Source organism: Sinorhizobium fredii NGR234 (assembly GCF_000018545.1).
Taxonomy (GTDB): Bacteria; Pseudomonadota; Alphaproteobacteria; order Rhizobiales; family Rhizobiaceae; genus Sinorhizobium; species Sinorhizobium fredii_A.
In genome coordinates, this window is the sequence record NC_000914.2 from 64,957 (window position 1) to 82,206 (window position 17,250).

The 17,250-nt window shown below is 57.1% G+C and carries 13 protein-coding genes and 2 pseudogenes; all 15 read right to left on the bottom strand.

Annotation, left to right across the window (positions count from 1 at the left end; all coding sequences use genetic code 11):
* Positions 1-238: 238 nt before the first annotated feature.
* Positions 239-568, bottom strand: a complete 330-nt coding sequence (locus tag NGR_RS29975) for a hypothetical protein (RefSeq protein ID WP_164924713.1) — start codon at positions 566-568, stop codon at positions 239-241.
* 451 nt (positions 569-1,019) lie between these two features.
* Positions 1,020-2,163 (bottom strand): annotated as a pseudogene (locus NGR_RS29980) (IS4 family transposase).
* Between the two features lie 865 nt (positions 2,164-3,028).
* Positions 3,029-3,136 (bottom strand): annotated as a pseudogene (locus NGR_RS32705) (ATP-binding protein); the annotation flags it as partial.
* A 986-nt stretch (positions 3,137-4,122) separates the two neighbouring features.
* Positions 4,123-4,671, bottom strand: coding sequence for a tetratricopeptide repeat protein (locus NGR_RS29995; protein ID WP_010875093.1), 549 nt, complete (start codon positions 4,669-4,671; stop codon positions 4,123-4,125).
* Between the two features lie 16 nt (positions 4,672-4,687).
* The gene (gene sctV / locus NGR_RS30000) at positions 4,688-6,781 is read right to left on the bottom strand and encodes a type III secretion system export apparatus subunit SctV (RefSeq protein ID WP_010875094.1); all 2,094 of its coding nucleotides are present in this window, start codon (positions 6,779-6,781) and stop codon (positions 4,688-4,690) included.
* Between the two features lie 189 nt (positions 6,782-6,970).
* Entirely contained in the window at positions 6,971-7,861 is an 891-nt protein-coding gene (locus tag NGR_RS30005) for a SctD/MshK family protein (protein WP_010875095.1), read from the bottom strand.
* A gap of 1,387 nt (positions 7,862-9,248) precedes the next feature.
* Positions 9,249-10,064 carry an effector protein NopP gene (gene nopP, locus NGR_RS30010; protein WP_010875098.1) on the bottom strand — a complete coding sequence of 272 codons (816 nt, stop codon included), beginning with the start codon at positions 10,062-10,064 and terminating at the stop codon, positions 9,249-9,251.
* A gap of 797 nt (positions 10,065-10,861) precedes the next feature.
* On the bottom strand, positions 10,862-11,899 hold the full coding sequence (locus NGR_RS30015) for an EscU/YscU/HrcU family type III secretion system export apparatus switch protein (RefSeq protein WP_010875099.1): 1,038 nt from the start codon (positions 11,897-11,899) through the stop codon (positions 10,862-10,864).
* Entirely contained in the window at positions 11,896-12,714 is an 819-nt protein-coding gene (sctT, locus tag NGR_RS30020) for a type III secretion system export apparatus subunit SctT (protein WP_010875100.1), read from the bottom strand. The genes NGR_RS30015 and sctT overlap by 4 nt, the downstream gene beginning before the upstream one ends.
* Positions 12,715-12,722: 8 nt before the next feature.
* A complete protein-coding gene (locus NGR_RS30025; protein ID WP_010875101.1) occupies positions 12,723-12,998 on the bottom strand; it encodes an EscS/YscS/HrcS family type III secretion system export apparatus protein in 276 nt (91 codons plus the stop codon).
* Positions 12,998-13,666 (bottom strand): type III secretion system export apparatus subunit SctR, encoded by a 669-nt coding sequence (sctR, locus tag NGR_RS30030; RefSeq protein ID WP_010875102.1) that lies wholly within the window; start codon positions 13,664-13,666, stop codon positions 12,998-13,000. Before sctR ends, NGR_RS30025 begins: the two co-directional genes overlap by 1 nt.
* Positions 13,659-14,714: a type III secretion system cytoplasmic ring protein SctQ gene (sctQ, locus tag NGR_RS30035; RefSeq protein WP_164924714.1), complete on the bottom strand. Its 1,056-nt coding sequence runs from the start codon at positions 14,712-14,714 to the stop codon at positions 13,659-13,661. Before sctQ ends, sctR begins: the two co-directional genes overlap by 8 nt.
* A gap of 45 nt (positions 14,715-14,759) precedes the next feature.
* Positions 14,760-15,296 carry a hypothetical protein gene (locus NGR_RS30040; protein ID WP_010875104.1) on the bottom strand — a complete coding sequence of 179 codons (537 nt, stop codon included), beginning with the start codon at positions 15,294-15,296 and terminating at the stop codon, positions 14,760-14,762.
* Positions 15,272-16,627, bottom strand: coding sequence for a type III secretion system ATPase SctN (gene sctN, locus NGR_RS30045; RefSeq protein ID WP_010875105.1), 1,356 nt, complete (start codon positions 16,625-16,627; stop codon positions 15,272-15,274). Before sctN ends, NGR_RS30040 begins: the two co-directional genes overlap by 25 nt.
* Entirely contained in the window at positions 16,624-17,250 is a 627-nt protein-coding gene (nolV, locus tag NGR_RS30050; protein WP_010875106.1) for a nodulation protein NolV, read from the bottom strand. The genes sctN and nolV overlap by 4 nt, the downstream gene beginning before the upstream one ends.

Below are 17,250 nucleotides of genomic sequence, written 5' to 3' on the forward strand. Positions count from 1 at the left end.
ATTGTAGTGCGGCGGCTCGGGCCGATGCTCTCGCAGGTCAACCACCACAAAAAGCAGCGCCATATAAACGCCCGCATAGAAACATCCAAGGCGACACGGCGCTCAGGCATGGAAGTGATCAACGCACCAACGACGATAGCCAGTGCCGCAGACACTCTGGACCTGTTAGCCATTCCCCGAAGAACACGGCTGCGAAGAGCGCGGAAAAGCTTCCATGCGAAGATAAAGCTGGCGTAACCTAGGCCGGCGACAAGAGCGAGGCTGACGCGACAATGCTTCCGGTCGTCAGGCCGTCACCAGCAATCAGGAAGCTGCCTCCAAGGAAGGCCATGATCATAGATGAGATCTGCTTTGACGCTTGGCTGACGATCGCGTGGGCAGAACCTCCATTGCATGCGTGTTGATATTCGTTGACGAGCCTCCCCGATTGTTTTGGAAACACAACCGTCAATGACCACGGATTGAGCAATACCAAGACGCCCACTGAGCGAAGTGCTGCTGCGAAGCCCTCCGCGCGTTCGATGCAGGCACGAAGATTGTTGCGGAAACCAGCGATGTCAAGGCGCATGCGCCCGTTCCAAATCGCGAGAACGGCGTGGCCGTTTCGCGATCCCATCGGGGTCGCATCATCTGCGCAGGTAGCTGACGGCGGAAAGAAGGGCGGATGCCCCTCTGTAAGCCATCGACAAAGGGAAGTACCATTGCATTCAGCGCGCCCTCGACGTGGACAAAGCGTCGGTTCGGATCGATCCCGACTTGGTCCAGAACCTTGATGCAGGACGCGATATCGTCGTGCGCCCCCTTTCATGGTCGGTCCACAGGTCAATGCGAGAATGACGGTGCGATGGCGATTTGCGTGAATAACCTCTGAGAGAGCATCGGGGGAGATAGAGCCGGCATGTCAAGCGAATCGGAGAATTGACCCCCCCTATTGCCTCATCCAGGAATGTTACTGAAGTTGGGGGCACTGAGATGGCCCGTATATCCTCCCGCCGCGGCGCAGGGCTGTCCGGGGAAATTCAGACATAGGCGAAGCTCATTTGATGGGGGGAGCACCGGGGTCTCCTGTGGCTGGGATTGACCGGTGGCGGCCGCTCGATGGCGGCGATGTCGCGGCGCTCGAAGAGGCAGCGGATAACCAAGTCGGTGAAGCGCAGGATCGGCATGGTGATGCGGTTAAGGCGCGCCGCGATGCGCAGTAGCGCATAGGCGATCATCGCGGCGAAGAGCTGCAGGCGCACGGCGTTGTCGTTGTTGCCAAGGAAACTGCGGATCTTGAGGTGCTGCTTGATCCAGCGGAACAGGAGTTCGATCTGCCAGCGGCCTTTGTAGAGCGCCGCGATGGCCACGGCGGGCCGCTTGCGATCATTGGTCAGCAGCGTGATGGTGTCGCCGTCGGCGCGCTTGACGGTGAGGCGGCGCAACGGGATCGGCAGCTTGGAATCACCCTTGCTGGCCAGGCGCACGGTGGCGTCGTCGATGACGGTGAAGCCGTCGCCCTCGGCGACCTTGATGCGCCGTTGGCGCACCACCTTGAGGCCCATGTTGGACTTCGGCCGGGTCACGAAGAACGCCTTCGCCTCGGCGATCGCCGTCCACCAGCCGTAGTGGCAATAGCCCTTGTCGAAGATATAGGTGGCGCCGCTCTCGATGGCGATGGTGCGACCGATCTGGGCGTCGTTGACGTTGGCATCGGTGATGTCGAGGAGGCGCGGGCAGTCGCTGTCGGGGTCATAGACGACATGCATCTTCATGCCGCGGATGCGGCCGTTCGACTTGGCCCAGCCGCACAGCTTGCCGAGCGGGATCGGGGTGGAATCGATCAGCCGCAGCATGGCCCGGCCCTCGCGGCGCGTCTGTCGGTCGAGTTGGCCGGCAAGCAGGCCGAAGGTCTCGGCAAAGACGGCAACCGGGCGGCGGGCGTTGGCATCGGCAAGCGGTCGCTGCCCAGGTGATAGTGGTGATGGCTGTTGGCGTTCCAGCCGGCCTCCAGGCCGCGCAGGCTCTCCGCACCGCTCAACTGGGCATAGATCAGCACCAGCAGTCCCAGCTGCGGAACGCCTTGTCGTAGGCGTCCCCGTCGTGATCATCCACTATCGTCTGGAAGCGGCGCCGATTGACCGGTTCAATCAGCTTGCCAAGAATGCTACGTGTGAACCGCATGCCCCGTCCTCTTTCTGAGTCTCGACAACCAGAAGGTAGACGGAAAATCCCCGTCTGACGGGGCATGCGCCTGCGACATTTCGATTCAGCCGCAACTTTCCCCGGACAGCCCTGCGCCGCGGCGGGAGGAGATACGGGCGCGCGCTTCATCCAGTTGCCATCGAGTATGATCTGCCCGGCTATTTCCATGCGCCAAGCCTTGACGGCCATTTGCACCGTCCGCAGCGCTTTCTTGGTGAAGCGTGACGGATCGGCGCTCACAAGGCGCTGGAGCACCGCGGGCTGCCGAGAGCGCCGGATCTGCCTCAAGCCACGCTCGAATCTGGGGCTCGAATGGCTCCAGCATGCTCGGCCTTTTCGGGTAAGGCTTGGTTCGCCGATAGGGCCGCCGATGTGTCGGCCGTTTCTCTCCAGCCTGCCAGGCTGTCTTCAAGCTCACGGTGAATCGCTGCAGATCGATGGCGAGCGGTTCTTCGGTCCCGGCATTCAAGCCACGGCGATCGACCCGCTTTCCGAGCTCCTCCTGTGCGGCACGAATTCCGGCAAACAGCATCACCGGATCTTCCCTTTCCAACATCGCCTGCAGCCGCTCCTTATCGGCCTCGGCCACACCGGAATGGGCAACCACCCGCGCGATAGGCGGCACGGGCGGATGGTAGCGTTTGACGACGCGGGCGCCGATCCGTGTCTTCTCTCGCAGCTTGAACGAAGGCTGGAACAGATTGCCGTACAGACGCACCACGTCGTAGAGCCGCCCAAGCACAACCGTCGCCTCCGCGCCGACGAGCCTTCCGTAACCGACCAGCCGTCGCACGATCGCGCCGTTCTTCTGCTCGACCCAAGCCTGATCGTTCTTTCGATACGCTCGCGAACGCGCTGCCTCGTCCAGCAACGTGTCGAGCTGGTCGGGGATCGCCGTCAGCTTCAGCCGGTCGAGCGTTGCGATCAGCACGTCATGATCCACGTTCGTCATCACCAGGCTGCCATAACCGCCCCTCTCAGAGAATTCTGCAGAACCTTCAGCACACTACCCTCTGTCGAGTGTATAAGAATAGGATTATCAAGGGTCTCGCGCGCAAGGTATATGGCCATCGATTACCTTCAGTTTCACTTGCGCCCACAGTTCCCCAGTATTCTTCTGGATCAGCGCACTCCCCGACCCGCATGGTCCAGTCGACCACCTCGCACTCTAGTCACAGACCTCGGTCGCATAGTGTGAGCCGACATATGGCACCCATGTTATTTAGAAATTTGTGGGATTGAGAGATTGGTCTGTGGTCAAAGTCGAGGTTGTACGGGTATCCTAGGTGCTTATCACGCGTGCCAGAAAACTTCGTACCAAGTTTGTTCAAGGTCTTGTCGACATCCTTCTGCTTATTTGAGGGAATAGTTTCGTTTTGTCCGCGTATAGGCATCACGCACTTGACCCTATGTTAAATACGGTTACGCAGAAGCAACACTATGGGGCAATATTAATGCTATAAATATTCTGTAGGGTGACACTTTTGATGCCGCATGCTGTTTAATCGCCTAGGGAACCAAATTGGCTCCATTTGATGAGCCCCCTTTACGCACTACTCTTATAATGGCCCTGGCCTGCGTGTTGCACCCGTGAGCTCGGCTGGGATTTATCCTGGAGCGCAGCGAACCGATGATGATCGTCAGGACAACGGCAGTGAGTTCAGCGGTAACGCGACCCTGAGATAGGCGGATGCGGGCAAGGTCAATAACCGGACCGACAAAACGCTGTACGCCGCGCGCCGGCCGCGCCCTCGGTGTCGAGCGCCACGGACACAGCGCCAATTCAAACCAGAGCCGCTGTCAGAAAATAGGATTAGCCGCTCAGTTCCGTCCCTTTAATGTCGTGTTCAGCGCTCAATTGCTATAGGGCCTGCCTCGTCCCCAGGCACGCACGACGTGCTGCGTCTGCTTCTCAAAGGTGAATTCATCACAGCAACGTTATCGCGATTGTGGCAAAGTCCTCTGTTCGGACTTCCCTTCAAACGCAAGAGACAGATGGAGGTTATGGTGCAACATCTGATTCTCTGGGTTGGTTTCGAGAGCTTGCCGGTACAGCTCTTGTGCCGCGTCATGCCGCCCCTCAATGTCCAAGATGACTGCCTTCGCATTCAATGCACGCAAATTGTCTGGGGTCACGACCAAGACGTTGTCTAAAACCTGAAGCGCCTCATGCGGACGTTTCTGCGCCACCAATGCTTTTGTAAGACGGATTGCCGCATCGACATTGCCTGGATGCTGCTTCAGATCATCCCGCAAAGCCCGCTCTTGAGCGTCCTCACCGACGGCGCGCAAAATGCGTTGGCGCGTAGCCGCATTGATTTGGTTGGCGCCGAGCAATTGTGCGGCTGACGTCTCCTTCACTGAAAGAACGGGGTTATCCCACCTAGCACAACCGCCGAGAGGCAGAACGGAGAGTACTGCGAAGAGAACTAAGCTCAAACGAAATGAAAGCAACGGCGCGGCGACTCTATTCTCATGTGAATTCATGTTTGGTTCTCACCTATCATCCAGTAGTGGCAGAAGGGCGGATACTGCGAGGTTCCCCTGACGTTCCATTACTGGGCGGGAGCCTGATGGATCCGACGGGTTGAATTTTAAAATCGGAGGCGAGGTCCTGATAAGACAGTACGGCAAGCTCGATACCGTTTCGGGTAAGAAAACCGCGGACGAAGCGTCGGACATCCATTGAAGTTAAGACGATCGGGCGCGTCTGGCCCGGTGCCGTGCTCGAAAAGACCTGCCGCATCTGTGACAGCAGCGCCTCGCTTTGCCGATCCTCTAGTGCGAGGTAGGGGCCTGCAGCCGTTTCCCGAACCGCGCAGCGCACCACATCCTCAGTCTCACGTTCCATGACGAAGGCAGGTAGGACACCGTGTCTGCCATAGCGGTGACAGATCTGCCGCTTCATTCCAGAACGAACGTGTTCCGTGAGCAGGGCGACGTTTTGCTCACGTTCGCTCCATTCGGCCAATGCCTCCAAGACGAGCCGGGTATTTCGGATTGGTATACCTTCGCCCAAGAGGCGGCGCAGCACATCTGCAATCCGGGGGATCGGCGTGGTACGCAGCACCTCCTTCACCAGATCAGAGTATTCCTGCTCCATCCGGCCCAGTAGTTGGCGGGTCTCTTGGATACCCACCAAGCGCGGCGCATGGCAAGTCAACGTCGCATGGACACGCATCGCAAGGAGTTCGCTGGGACTATGATGCCGGATACCGGCGGCTTTGAGCGCCGGCTCGTGGCTTTGTTCAACCCAAATTCTGTGGGTTTCAGGATCATGCCGAAAAGGGATGCCGCTTGACTCAATCTTCTTCAGATCGTCTGCGAGGGACAGCTGCGCCGGATTAATCAAATCCTGTTCGACTGGCACGCCTTCGACATCTATCCTGAATTGCGACTCGGGCAGCTGCTGGTCGACATCGACTGGGATCGGAGGAACGATAATGCCGAGATCGGCCGAGACTAGTTGGGAAATACGCGCAATGTGCTGCCGCAATTCGACCTGGTCGATCGCATTCGTAAGGCTCGGCGCGAGGAAGACGCCAATGGGATTTGGCTGCGCAGCCACGTTTGGCGTTTGAGACTCCGCCGGAGTTACAGTTGTAGCATCGACTTTGTCGGCATCTAGGACGTCACCTTTGACGAAGCTTGCCGCCGCGAAGACTGCGGCCAACATAAAAAAGACAGGCAGAGGGAAACCAGGAACGAAGCCCATGGCCACCAGGACGCAGGCCGCCAACCGCAATGCTCGTGTACTGGCGGTGAGTTGATTGGCTATGTCCTCACCGAGGTTGAGTTTCGAAGCCCCAGTTACACGAGTAACCATGGTTGCCGCTGTAATTGAGAGCAGCAGGGCGGGAATCTGCGAGATTAACGCATCACCTATCGTCAGCAGAGTGTAGTGATGCAGCACCTGGGCGAACGACATGCCCTTCGAGAGCAGGCCGATGGAAATTCCACCCAGCATGTTGATGCAGATAACCACTAGCCCGGCGATGGAATCACCCTTCACAAACTTCATCGCGCCGTCCATCGCCCCATAAAGTTTGCTTTCTTTTTCTAATGCGGCGCGCCGCCTGCGGGATTCGTCGGCATCGATGTGACCGTTCCGCAACTCTGCGTCGATCGCCATTTGCTTGCCTGGCAAAGCATCGAGGGTGAAGCGCGCCGCCACTTCTGCCACGCGTTCGGCGCCTTTCGCGAGAACCATGAACTGCACCATGGTCACTACCAGAAATATAACGAAACCCACGACAATATTGCCTGAGATCACAAAACTGCCGAACGTGTGGATGATGCTGCCTGCCTCGCCCTCGGCCAGAATTAGTCGCGTCGTCGCGACGGTGAGCGCCAGACGGAATACCGTGGAAAGCAAAATGACGCCGGGCAAAGAGGAAAAATCAAGTGGCGTGCTGACATACAGGGCCGCCATCAGCAGCAGTACAGCCAAACCCATGTTGAAGCCTATCAGCGCATCGACCGCCATGACCGGTATTGGCATGACCATCATGCTGACGGCCAGAAGCAGCATCAACGCGACCATCAAGTCCGGATTGGCCGGCGCATACTCGGTGAATCTACGCAGGGCGTTGGCCATGAGGTCCCTTCACGATCGTTTCTGAACCACTCTGCTGCTACACAGGTGCAACGTAGCTCTAAGACCGCAGGCGCGTCGTCCGTGAGGCCGACCCCTGCGGCGGATGGCTGCGCATAAGATTCAAAGGCAAGTGCGAAGTTGACCGGTCATCAAGTCTGTCCAAGATCGTCAGCCCTGCGCTGGAATACTTTAATACGGGACAGCAGCAAGGCGGCCATTTCGGCTTAGCATTACACGACCGTCCTCGATCCGTTCGACCATCCAACCATCATCCAAAAGAGCGCCGACGAAATATTTCTCTCCTTTGATGACAAGATACGGAAGCGACCCACGCCAGACAGCTTCGACTGCGATTGCGGATGGCGCCTTCTCATCGTCGATAATCACTCCATTCAACAGCGCTAGAGCGCCCCTCGTCCGATGATCGAACCACTGCTGCACTTTATGCCAACTGATGGCCGAAGCAGACGTGACCGTGCCTTCGACTGTCACAACACCCTCAGCGGCGCTGATCTTAATGTTGGACAGACCGGCTCTGTCGACTTCCTGTTGCAGGGCTTTAGCGGCTGTGAATGCAGTCTCATCATCAGTGCGATTATCAGGCAGCTTGGGTTCCCGGGCCTCACCAGATAAATCGGCGTTCGATACAACAGCGTTGTCGTAGTAAGAGAAAATGGCCGAGAGCACGCCGATCCCGAGAGAACCGAGCAACACCAAGGCGAGCACAGATATCGAGAGGCGTGGTTTACCGATCGAACCAGACGACGCTGCATCCTGCACTGACCAGAGAATGGACATCGCGCCTGCATGAATGACGACAGGAAGGGGCGCGACAACCCGCTCGCCTGCGGCAATATTCCCGTTTCCCTCTATGCTGAGACCGGCAGCAAGCGCCTCGACCTCAAGTGTTTTGCCCAGAAGAGTGACGCGAAAATGATGCGGCGCGAGGCCCTGCTCGACGAACACTATGTCGGCGTCGAGGCCGCTACCGATCAAGCTCGTTTCTAGAGCCGTCGTACCAGTCAGTTCACAATAGAGCCCTGAGATAACTTTGAATTGAAGCGAAATGGCGTCGTTCACTGACGATATCCAGACAAAAGAGAAGCCGCACGGCGAGTGGCATGCGGCTCATCTCGGCTCCACTTCGTGCCAATTGTGCTACGCAGTGCCTAGAGCCCCATCCGCATCACTGTACGCGTTCATCCGCCGCCTTCTTGGTTGTCTGGAGCTCGGTCGTAACAGTGCGCAGTAGCATACTCCTAGCCGTAGCCTCTGCGCTCACCGCTGCCAGTTCTGCGATTTGGGCCTGGAAGGCCGCAGCCCCAGCACCTTTGGCCGCTACGTTCTGGCCAGCCGCGGCGCCAGCTCCAACTGCACTCGTGAGAGTACCTATTTTAGACATGTCATTTCCCTTTCTGTTACAATTGTGCCGTCACTAACGGCACGCACCTCCTGACGGGGGCCACCCAGCGTCAGGCATCCTCTTCAGTTTCTGCCATAGCTTCGTCGGCATCAGCCATGGCATCGTTCATAAGTTGTAGCGCAACCGATCGAAGAGCTAGTTCGAAGGCTTCGCTTTGAATTGCAGCCTGCGAGCGATCCCCAGAAATGGTCGGGCCATCCGTAACGCCGCTCCCGCGATCCGGCCTGTTGTGACCAGAGGGCCCGCCTGAATCGCGCGGCGGCTGTCCAGTCGAATGTCCATGCCCCCCTTTGCGGGCCAGGGAAACGCCGATGGAGCCAACTCCACTTCCAATCACTCCGACCATCAGCTACTCCTGCCTTAGCGGCGAATTGTAGATAACATCTACTTATGAGCTCCAGCTTTCGAAAAGCTGACAATTGTCAAAAAAAGAAGCGCTATTGCATATAAACGTGCTGCACGATCTGGACTCCCTGGAACTCCGGCAGGCCGAGGCGGCGCTCAGTCCGATGCACTTGAGTGACATAGCATACAACGGGCAGCCGACAGCAAGCGACAACCTGTTCGAAAAGCCGGTCGGCTCCAGGACAAAAAAACGCTAACGTGTGCAGTTGGACCAGCAGGGCGAGAAATTCGGCATTTTGCGCGAGCGTGAAGCTCTCTCAGGTTCGATGAAGCCTCGAATGCGCAAAGGCTTGCTTTACACGAAACTTCGGGCCGGCGAGACCAACTGCTTTGCGTATCGCCATTGCGGTGTCGGAGCCACCCGATGGCAAAAGAGGCCGGGCATCAAAGACGCTCCGGCCTCAATGTAAAGAACGGCCTCGAGGTGTTTTACGGGACTCGGGTGCAAAACCCCGAACGAACTACTACGATGGTCTCAAAGAAACCCTGCGTTCAAGCCCCTTTGCGCCTAAACACCGAATGGGTATCGCTCGTTAGCGCGTGGCAGTTTGTAACGCTCTTTCGTTCCCTGTCCGTGACATGAGGGCCGGTCTTGGCAGATGGGGCCGGCCGTCGCGACCAAATCTGGCGAGAATCCGGTCACATGAAGTCATCTTCGTAAGTCTCGTAAGAGCAGCTGGTTGAACACTGTGCGGTTTCGGCATCCTCAAATTTGCGGAGATAGAGCGGCGGTTTGTCTTTACGCCGCCATTCAGCGGCACTGGTCTGCGTCCATTTGTCGGGATGCTGTTTGGGGTCAAGGACCATGTCGCAATCATCCACTTCAACAAACCCCATCATCGCTGCACGGGCTTTCGCCTCTGGGTTTTCCGCGCGCCAGTTCAGCAACGGTCGTTCGCCGTCCCTCCGAAGTTGGTGCTCGAGCAGAATATCGCCTGCATTCTCAACGAGAGGATGGGCGACTTGAAGATCCACGGTGGAGGTAATCTCTTGGTGACCAGGAAATTGGTCTCTCCAACTTTTGGATTCGAACTCTTCTTCCATGCTGAACCCACCTTCCGTTCTCATCAGTCCAACACACTGGTTTCCCAACTGGTAACTGAAATATCGAGCGTTCTCAGAATCCCGACGAATGCCGTATTGCTGAGCAACGTCCGCAGTGCGTCTGGCTTTTGCGGACACGAAGTCTGAATATTCCTGTGGATTGTTGGCGATGTCAGTGATTTCTTTGCCATGAAATTTCCTGATCTCCCTCCTGAAAGTCTCGAGATCAATCGGCACCACCGGAGGTTCGTGATCGAGGGTATATCTGGCCGCCGACGATGAACCGCCGTTGGACCTGTCTAAGTGCATTCGGGCAAACGTGTCCGCGAACTCTTGGGTTTCTGCATCCATTTGCTTGCTGGCACTCTGCGTGTAATGGAAATCGGACGAGCTATCAATTCGACCGTACATGGTGATCTTGTACTCCTATTTTTTTGCACTGAGAGCGACTGGTAGGGAAAACGGGTCAAGATGATAGACGCGCACAACTGACGTTCAGCTGACTAGTGGGACTTTCAGCGCGGACAAAAAGCTTTCTGCCGCTATTTGCCGATACTCGGGTTCACTGGCTCTGTTGCTGCTTGCGCGGACGGCCGGAGCTCGGAACCATTGAACCATTATCGGCTTGGGTGGCAGATCTGGCTGGAACGGACGTGTCGTGGAAGTTTGGGCTTAAGCCAACTGTTTGCGCCGCCGCGTTTCCAATTTGCTGAAGCGTCGACGTTATCGCAGAGGTTCGCAGCATTTGACGCCATCTGTAGAAAAAATGACCGATCGATCTCGTGGCGACGAGCAATGTCCGCCACAGACGTGTTGTCATTCGAAATCTACGACCCTGTTGCTTTAGCCCGGGCACGGGTCATGACGCGGGAACTCTGCACGCACGGATATGGCGGGGGCGCCGGACCAGCGTCCCTGCGGCCGCCGTTACGTCCGACCCCAACACGTGCGGCACCTCTATCGATTCTCAGCCACAACTACCATTTGAAACAACGTGTCGCCACCGGCGGACATGCCAAACCTGAACGACAAGCGCGAGCCACGTTTGCCGCCATTCGCAGAAACCGATTGCCAGATGATCCCGCCGTGCGATGTGCTTGCGGCAGCACTGTTTCTTCCTGGGCCATCCATTGCGTCCCGACTTAAAGCCAAAGGAATCACGCCCGGAAGTCAATGTCTTCAAAGTTCTTTTCCGAATTCAGGGATGCTCAGGCCAAACCTGCGGCCAAGAGTGCTCTCGCGATGGGCTCGAAATATTGCATGGGGATGGCGGTGCCCAGTTTCGTTGTGCTCATGAGTTGGTGCGCTAGGACATGATCATCGACAATCTTGAGACGCAGATTCTGCGCCTCGCGAAACATATCTGAAGCGGCCTCGCCCTCGGCGCGGCAAACTAAGATCGGAACTCCGGTCTCACCACGAACGTAACGCAGACCGATCAGCACCGCAGTTCCTCTGTAGACTAACGTGGCGCGATGCACACCAAGCGGAGGCTCGCTAGCCATCTCGTTGCGAATGCGACGCCGTTCACCCTTCAATTCTGGCGTTCCTTGCTGTTCCTTCAACTCGCGCTTTATTTCCGTCTTCGTCATGCGCATTTCGCGCAGAAATAGCGCACGCTGCAACAGCAGATCGATCAGTCCGCCGATCAGAAGTGCGCCGGCGCCAATTCCGATCAGCTGTTTCGCTCCGGTAAAGACGACGCCGAAACACCCCATTCCGCAGACCGGCAGATAGACCATCGTCTTCCATAAACCGAGAAAGAAGAGGGAAAAGGTCCCGCCGAGAACCAACACCTTGAACAGCGTTTTGCCAACCTCGACTGCCGAACGCGCCGACCCCAAGCGCTTCAGCCATTGAAAAGGATTGATTTTATCGAAGTTGGGCTTCATTGGCTCGAGAGAGAATACAAATCCTCTATTGGCCAGTAATGCAGCCAAGATTACCGCGCCAAAAAGAGCTGAGAGCAGCGGGCCAACGGTTGCCAGGGTGAGTTCGACTAGCAGAACCAGCGCCTGCCGGACCGCGAGATTGAAAGGCAGGTTTTGCAGCTTGTCGGTTAATAGTAGCGCTTCCCTGCATTTATCTTCGATAACGCTACCTCTTAGCCATAAGTAGCCAAGCCCAGCGCAAGTGGCGGCCGCGCGGACGAAATCCGAGCTACGCGGTATTTGACCTCTTTTGCGCGCGTCGCTCAGCTTCTTAGGGGTAGCGCCGTGTGACTTCTCTTCGCTCGTATCGCTCATTTCAGCAACTTGTCGAGCCACCCAAGCGTGCCGTCCGCTTGCGTGATCTCAAGTTTAATGCCCTCGAGCAAATAGGTAGCGTAGGTAACCATGATGATCGGAAAGACGATATTCTTGATCGGCGGGGAGAGCTGGCCAGATTTGAATTGTGGCGCAAAGCGACGTAGCATCATCATTGATATATCAATCAGTCCCAAAAAGAACACTACAGGCCCCGAGACTAATAATGTCGTGCGCATGATGTGGTCGAGGAGCCCGAATAACTCCACTGCGCCTTGGGTACTCAATGTTGGCTGAAACCGATATACGGGCCAGATTGAGTAGCTACCATAGAGGGCGCTCAGCACAGCTTCCACGCCTCCCGCTGCGACGAAGATCGTAATTGCAGTGATTCCGAGAAATACTCCCATAGCGGAAGCCTGACTGTTCGTTGCTGGGTCGGCCTGAGTAGACGGGCTGGTGATGCCGCGCTGGTTGTCGATAAACTCACCCGCCGCCTGAAGGCCCCATAAAGGAATTCCGAGAAAAGTGCCAAGTAGCACGCCGACAAACACTTCCTTTAGTCCGAGAAGGGGTATCTGGATCAGACTTGTTTCCGGATCCGGCGCCTGCAATCCGTCGCTGACGTGTGCCAAGCAGGGTAGTCCGAAGGCGATAGCCAGGCAGCCGCGGATCAGCCCGCCAATTTGAGATCGTGTAAATACAGGAAGGATCAGCATTATGCCCAGCGCGCGGGCCGCTCCAAGACCGGCTGCCGCAACGAGTTCGATAGCCGCATGGAGCAAGATCTGAATCTCGGCAGGTGACAAATACATAGCGCAGACTAATAGCCGAGTGTCATTGCTGGAAACTCGGTAAAGATCTGGTCCGCGAGCTCGATGAGCGGAGCGCTCAGCACAGGCGCAAACAGGCCAATCACCGCGACAACGACCAGGAGCTTCACAGTGAGTGGCAGGCTTTCATCCTGGATCTGCGTTGCTGCCTGGATGATGCCAATGGTTAGGCCAACAATCACCGATGCAATGAGCGGGGGCAGAATCCAGATCATGAAAACCACCAATGATTGGCTCATTAGACTAACAATACTGGATCCGGTCATCATAAAGCTCCCGGCATCGTATAACTGAGCACAAGTCCGTGCATCAATCTTGACCAGCCATCAATAGCGACGAACAAGAATAGTTTGAACGGGACAGCTATAATCGTCGGGGATACCATCGACATCCCCATGGCCATCAATATCGTCGTGACGATAAGATCAATGACGATAAAGGGTAGATAAAGGAGGAAGCCGATTTCGAACGCGCGCTTTAGTTCTGATATCAGAAAAGATGGTACAAGAATGGCGAAATCATCTGCTGTAACTCCAGCGCGCATTTCCTCAGGCCAGACCTTTTCCGTCGAGGAGAGGAAAAATCGCCGCTGCTCTTCGTTTGTGAACTTCTTGAGATGTTCAAGCAAGGGCTGACTTCCTGCTTTGGCGGCTTCAGCCCAGTCGTCGAGCGATTGATAACGGAGTCTCGGATCTGTTATCCGATCATAGGTCTGCTCAGCAACGGGTGCGCTAACGAACATGGTGAGGATAAGTGCGGCTGCGTACAGCACTATGTTAGGTGGTATCGTCTGGGTCCCGAGTGCGTTGCGGACGAGGAATAGAACAACAGATACTTTTACAAATGCCGTGGTTGTGACGACCGCTAACACCAGCAAGCCGAGTGCCGCGGTTATCGCAAGAAGGGCCAGAATTGCCGGCTGCATTTCAGTCATTGCATGCCAACCTTCCACGGAGTCTGATGCCCAGATCATCTCCGATGCGCACGATGTCGCCACGTCCGATACACCGACCATTGGCAACTATGTCTACAAGGCCATCGATTGGCCGCCCAAGTTCAAAAACATGCCCATCGCCGGCACTCCTCAATTCGCCCAACGAGATGGGCCAGCGGCCGCATTCAAAGACAAGCACGATCTCGATGTCATCGAGATCGGCATCCGACGGCCTTAGTTGCGATTCGATTTCTGTCATATGCGCACACTCCAAGGGGCGTGATTGCGGGCGGAAGGGTCCCCGCAGGACTAGGTGGTCGCCCTCAAGGTCTGCCCTGGTCCATAACTGACCCACAGACAGAGCGATTTGGCCACGGCCGAACGGCGATATGTCTGGCAACAGAGCATCACCGACGGATGCTTTTCGAAGGAGCGCCGCCGAAGCTCGAAGCGTGCCGATCTCACCTGCAATTATCACCGGAAGCTCTGGGGAAAGCTCGCGCGGTTGCCGCGGCAACTGGGCAAGCAGTTCGGCCAGCGCGCGGAACGCAAACGGCACCAAGCCATCAAGAGGCGAGAAGAGGAACAGGCGACCCTTGCCACTGACCGGGCCGATGACGATCTCCAGTTCCACATAAGGAGCCAATGTTATGGCTTTACCCACGCGAAGGAGATGCAAGGTCCGGTTCGTCTTATCCTCCAGTCGAGCGATGAGCGGCTCGAGCGCAAGTTCGAGAATGAGCGATGCAGTTGGCTCGGTAGGAAAAGCAAGCCCGCTCTGCACTGTCGAGACGAGCGCCTCTACAAGCGGCCGAGAGAGCGACAAGACGACCGTTTCACCTCCCAAATCCCAAACGCAGTCAAACATCGGAATGGCAGAAGACTCGTGTTGCCAAACAAGTCCTTCCATCGACACCGAAAGTGGTTTGTCGCCGACACGGCTCTGAAACGGCCCGCGTGAAGCCGCTATGTCGTTGATCCACGCGACGACCTCGGGGGACAGTGTCAGCGCTGGTTCGAATATGGTGCGTCTGGCCACGCCAGTCATCAAAGCGGATCTTAGCTGCACGTGCGGTCAATCAGAAACTTGCAGTTACCGGAACTCGTTGCGTGACCTCTGGTCGAGCGAACCCCTCCCATACCGCAGCAATATCTCGTCGTCGGCCTCTATCTCACCTGCGGCTTCAGAAAGAATATCGACGGCGCGCCGGAGGTCGTCCTGGATCTGTTGCCATTTGTGCCGTGCTTCCGAACGCTTCACCCACAGGGCCTTTGTCTCAGACGCCGCTGTCTCGGCCTGCTCTTGAGCGATGCGCGCGTCGTCAAGTACCTGGCCTCGGATAGTGATCTCAGCCGCAAGCCGCTCTATATGAAGGTGGTGATGGTCGAGTGCGGCGCTAGACAAGGTGTTCAGCGATGTCAGTTCTTGGTAGAGTTGAGCTTCCTTTCCAGCACGCTGTTGCTGTGCGATTTCAAGCTCCCGAGAGGCATTCTGTGCGGCTACGATGGCCATGTGGTGCTGAGCTTCCTTCTTCGACAGCTTCCTACGGGCGTCGCGCTCTTGCATTTCCTTTAAAAGCCGTAGCCTTGAAGCGTAAGCATAATTCACGAGGTCAAACGCGACATCCATCCGACCGTCTCCTCAAAATCTGATACCTCGTCTTCGCTCTGGCGCAAAAACTCTTTCAACTCACCAATTGACGCGACGGCGCGGTCAGTTAGGGGGTCGCCGCCTTGCTTGTATTCGCCGACGTTGATCAGAAACTCGCACTCTGCATAGCGCGCGAGGAGATCACGAAAGAAGGATGCTGCCTTGCGATGCGTCTCAGAAACGACCGCATCCATAACTCGGCTGCGACTCTGCAGCACGTCGATAGCTGGGAAATGGGATCGCGCCGCAAGAGCGCGTGAGAGGACGATATGTCCGTCGAGAATGCCGCGCGATTCCTCGGCGATCGGATCGCCTGTGCCATCACCTTCGACAAGCACAGTATAGAAGGCTGTGATTGAACCGCGCTCACCCAGGCCGGCGCGCTCCAGCAGGCCTGGCAGGGCGGCAAAAACAGAAGGAGGGAAGCCCCGCCGGGTCGGCGGCTCTCCCGCAGCAAGACCTATCTCGCGCATCGCACGGCAGAAGCGCGTCAGCGAGTCCAACAGGAGAGCGACACGCAGCCCTTGTTCGCGAAAGTACTCCGCCAGGGCGGTCGCCATGGGAGCACATTGCGCCCGCTCAGTTGCCGAGCGATCGGAGGTCTCGACCACAACTATCGCACGGCGGAGGCCTTCCTCCCCAAGATGCCGCTCTACGAATTCACGTACTTCGCGGCCACGCTCGCCTATCAGCGCGACTATGACGACATCGGCGGCGGCACCTTTTACGATTTGTGATATTAGCGTCGACTTGCCCCCGCCAGGCTCGCCATAAATCCCGATCCGCTGCCCCTCACCGCATGTGAGGAGACCATCGAGCGCGCGCACCCCAAGCGGGAATGGCCGCTCAACCATGCGCCTCGTCATTGGATTGGGCGCCCTGCCGTGCAGCGGACGAACTTCGGTGGTTTTAACTTCGCCTTTGCCGTCGAGTGGACGGCAGCGGCTGTCGATCACACGGCCAAGCAAATCGGGGCCGATCGGCACTTCACGCATTCGTCCAGTGGAGACGACTTCCGCGCGGCTGGACAGACCCGCCAAGCCTCCGATCGGCGTGAGCAGCACGCCATTGTCCAACAAGCCGATTACCTCTGCTTCGAGCGACAGTCCGGTTCGCGTATCCTGCAGCAGACAAAGTTCCCCAATCCGAGCCTCTGGCAAGACGGCATGGATCAGGGTACCAACAGCCCTCGTGATCCGTCCTCGCACGACGCGCGTATCGATTCTCTTTGCCGTGGACCACAAAGACGAGATCGCTGGCTCGAGAGGAGTCCCCTCAAGGCTATTATGCTGTGGTACCGGAGTGATCACAGTTCTCCTTCTTCAGAAAGGTACTCGAAGCCAAGGCGCAGCGCGCGCATCTGCGCATCAAGTCCAAGAGCGACGTTGCCATACTCGCTCCACAGCACACACTCTTGCGGCGACAACGTAGGATCCGGTTCAATTCGAACCTTCGGCCGCTTCTCCCGTCCGTCGCAACCGGCGAACTCGCGCGCGAGCATATCGACTTGCGTGGGACACACATGAAGGCAAACTTCTTCCGCGCCGTTGTATCTGCGCTCAATCGCGTGACGAACAGCCCTCACCAACAGCTCACCCGGATCGAAAGCACCTAAAAGATCGCTCAGTATCTCTATGACAAGCTGTGGCAATTCCTTTTCCAGAACTGCCTTTCGTTGCGCTACTTCGGTGACTGCTCGTGCAATCAGCCCTGACATTTCCTCGGCGCCTGTATTCAACCCCTCGGCGTAGCCGCGCGCCCGCTCCCTCTGATAAGCGGCGCGTGCCCAGGTACGGACCCGCTGCTGATGCCGTTTTGCTGCGGCAAGCGCATCTCCAGCGCTGTGCCAGATATTAAGCTCACTCGCGGGTATCAGTGGCCCCAATGGGCGCATCTGCGGCGCGACGGGTGCCGCTGAAATGTCGGCTGTCAT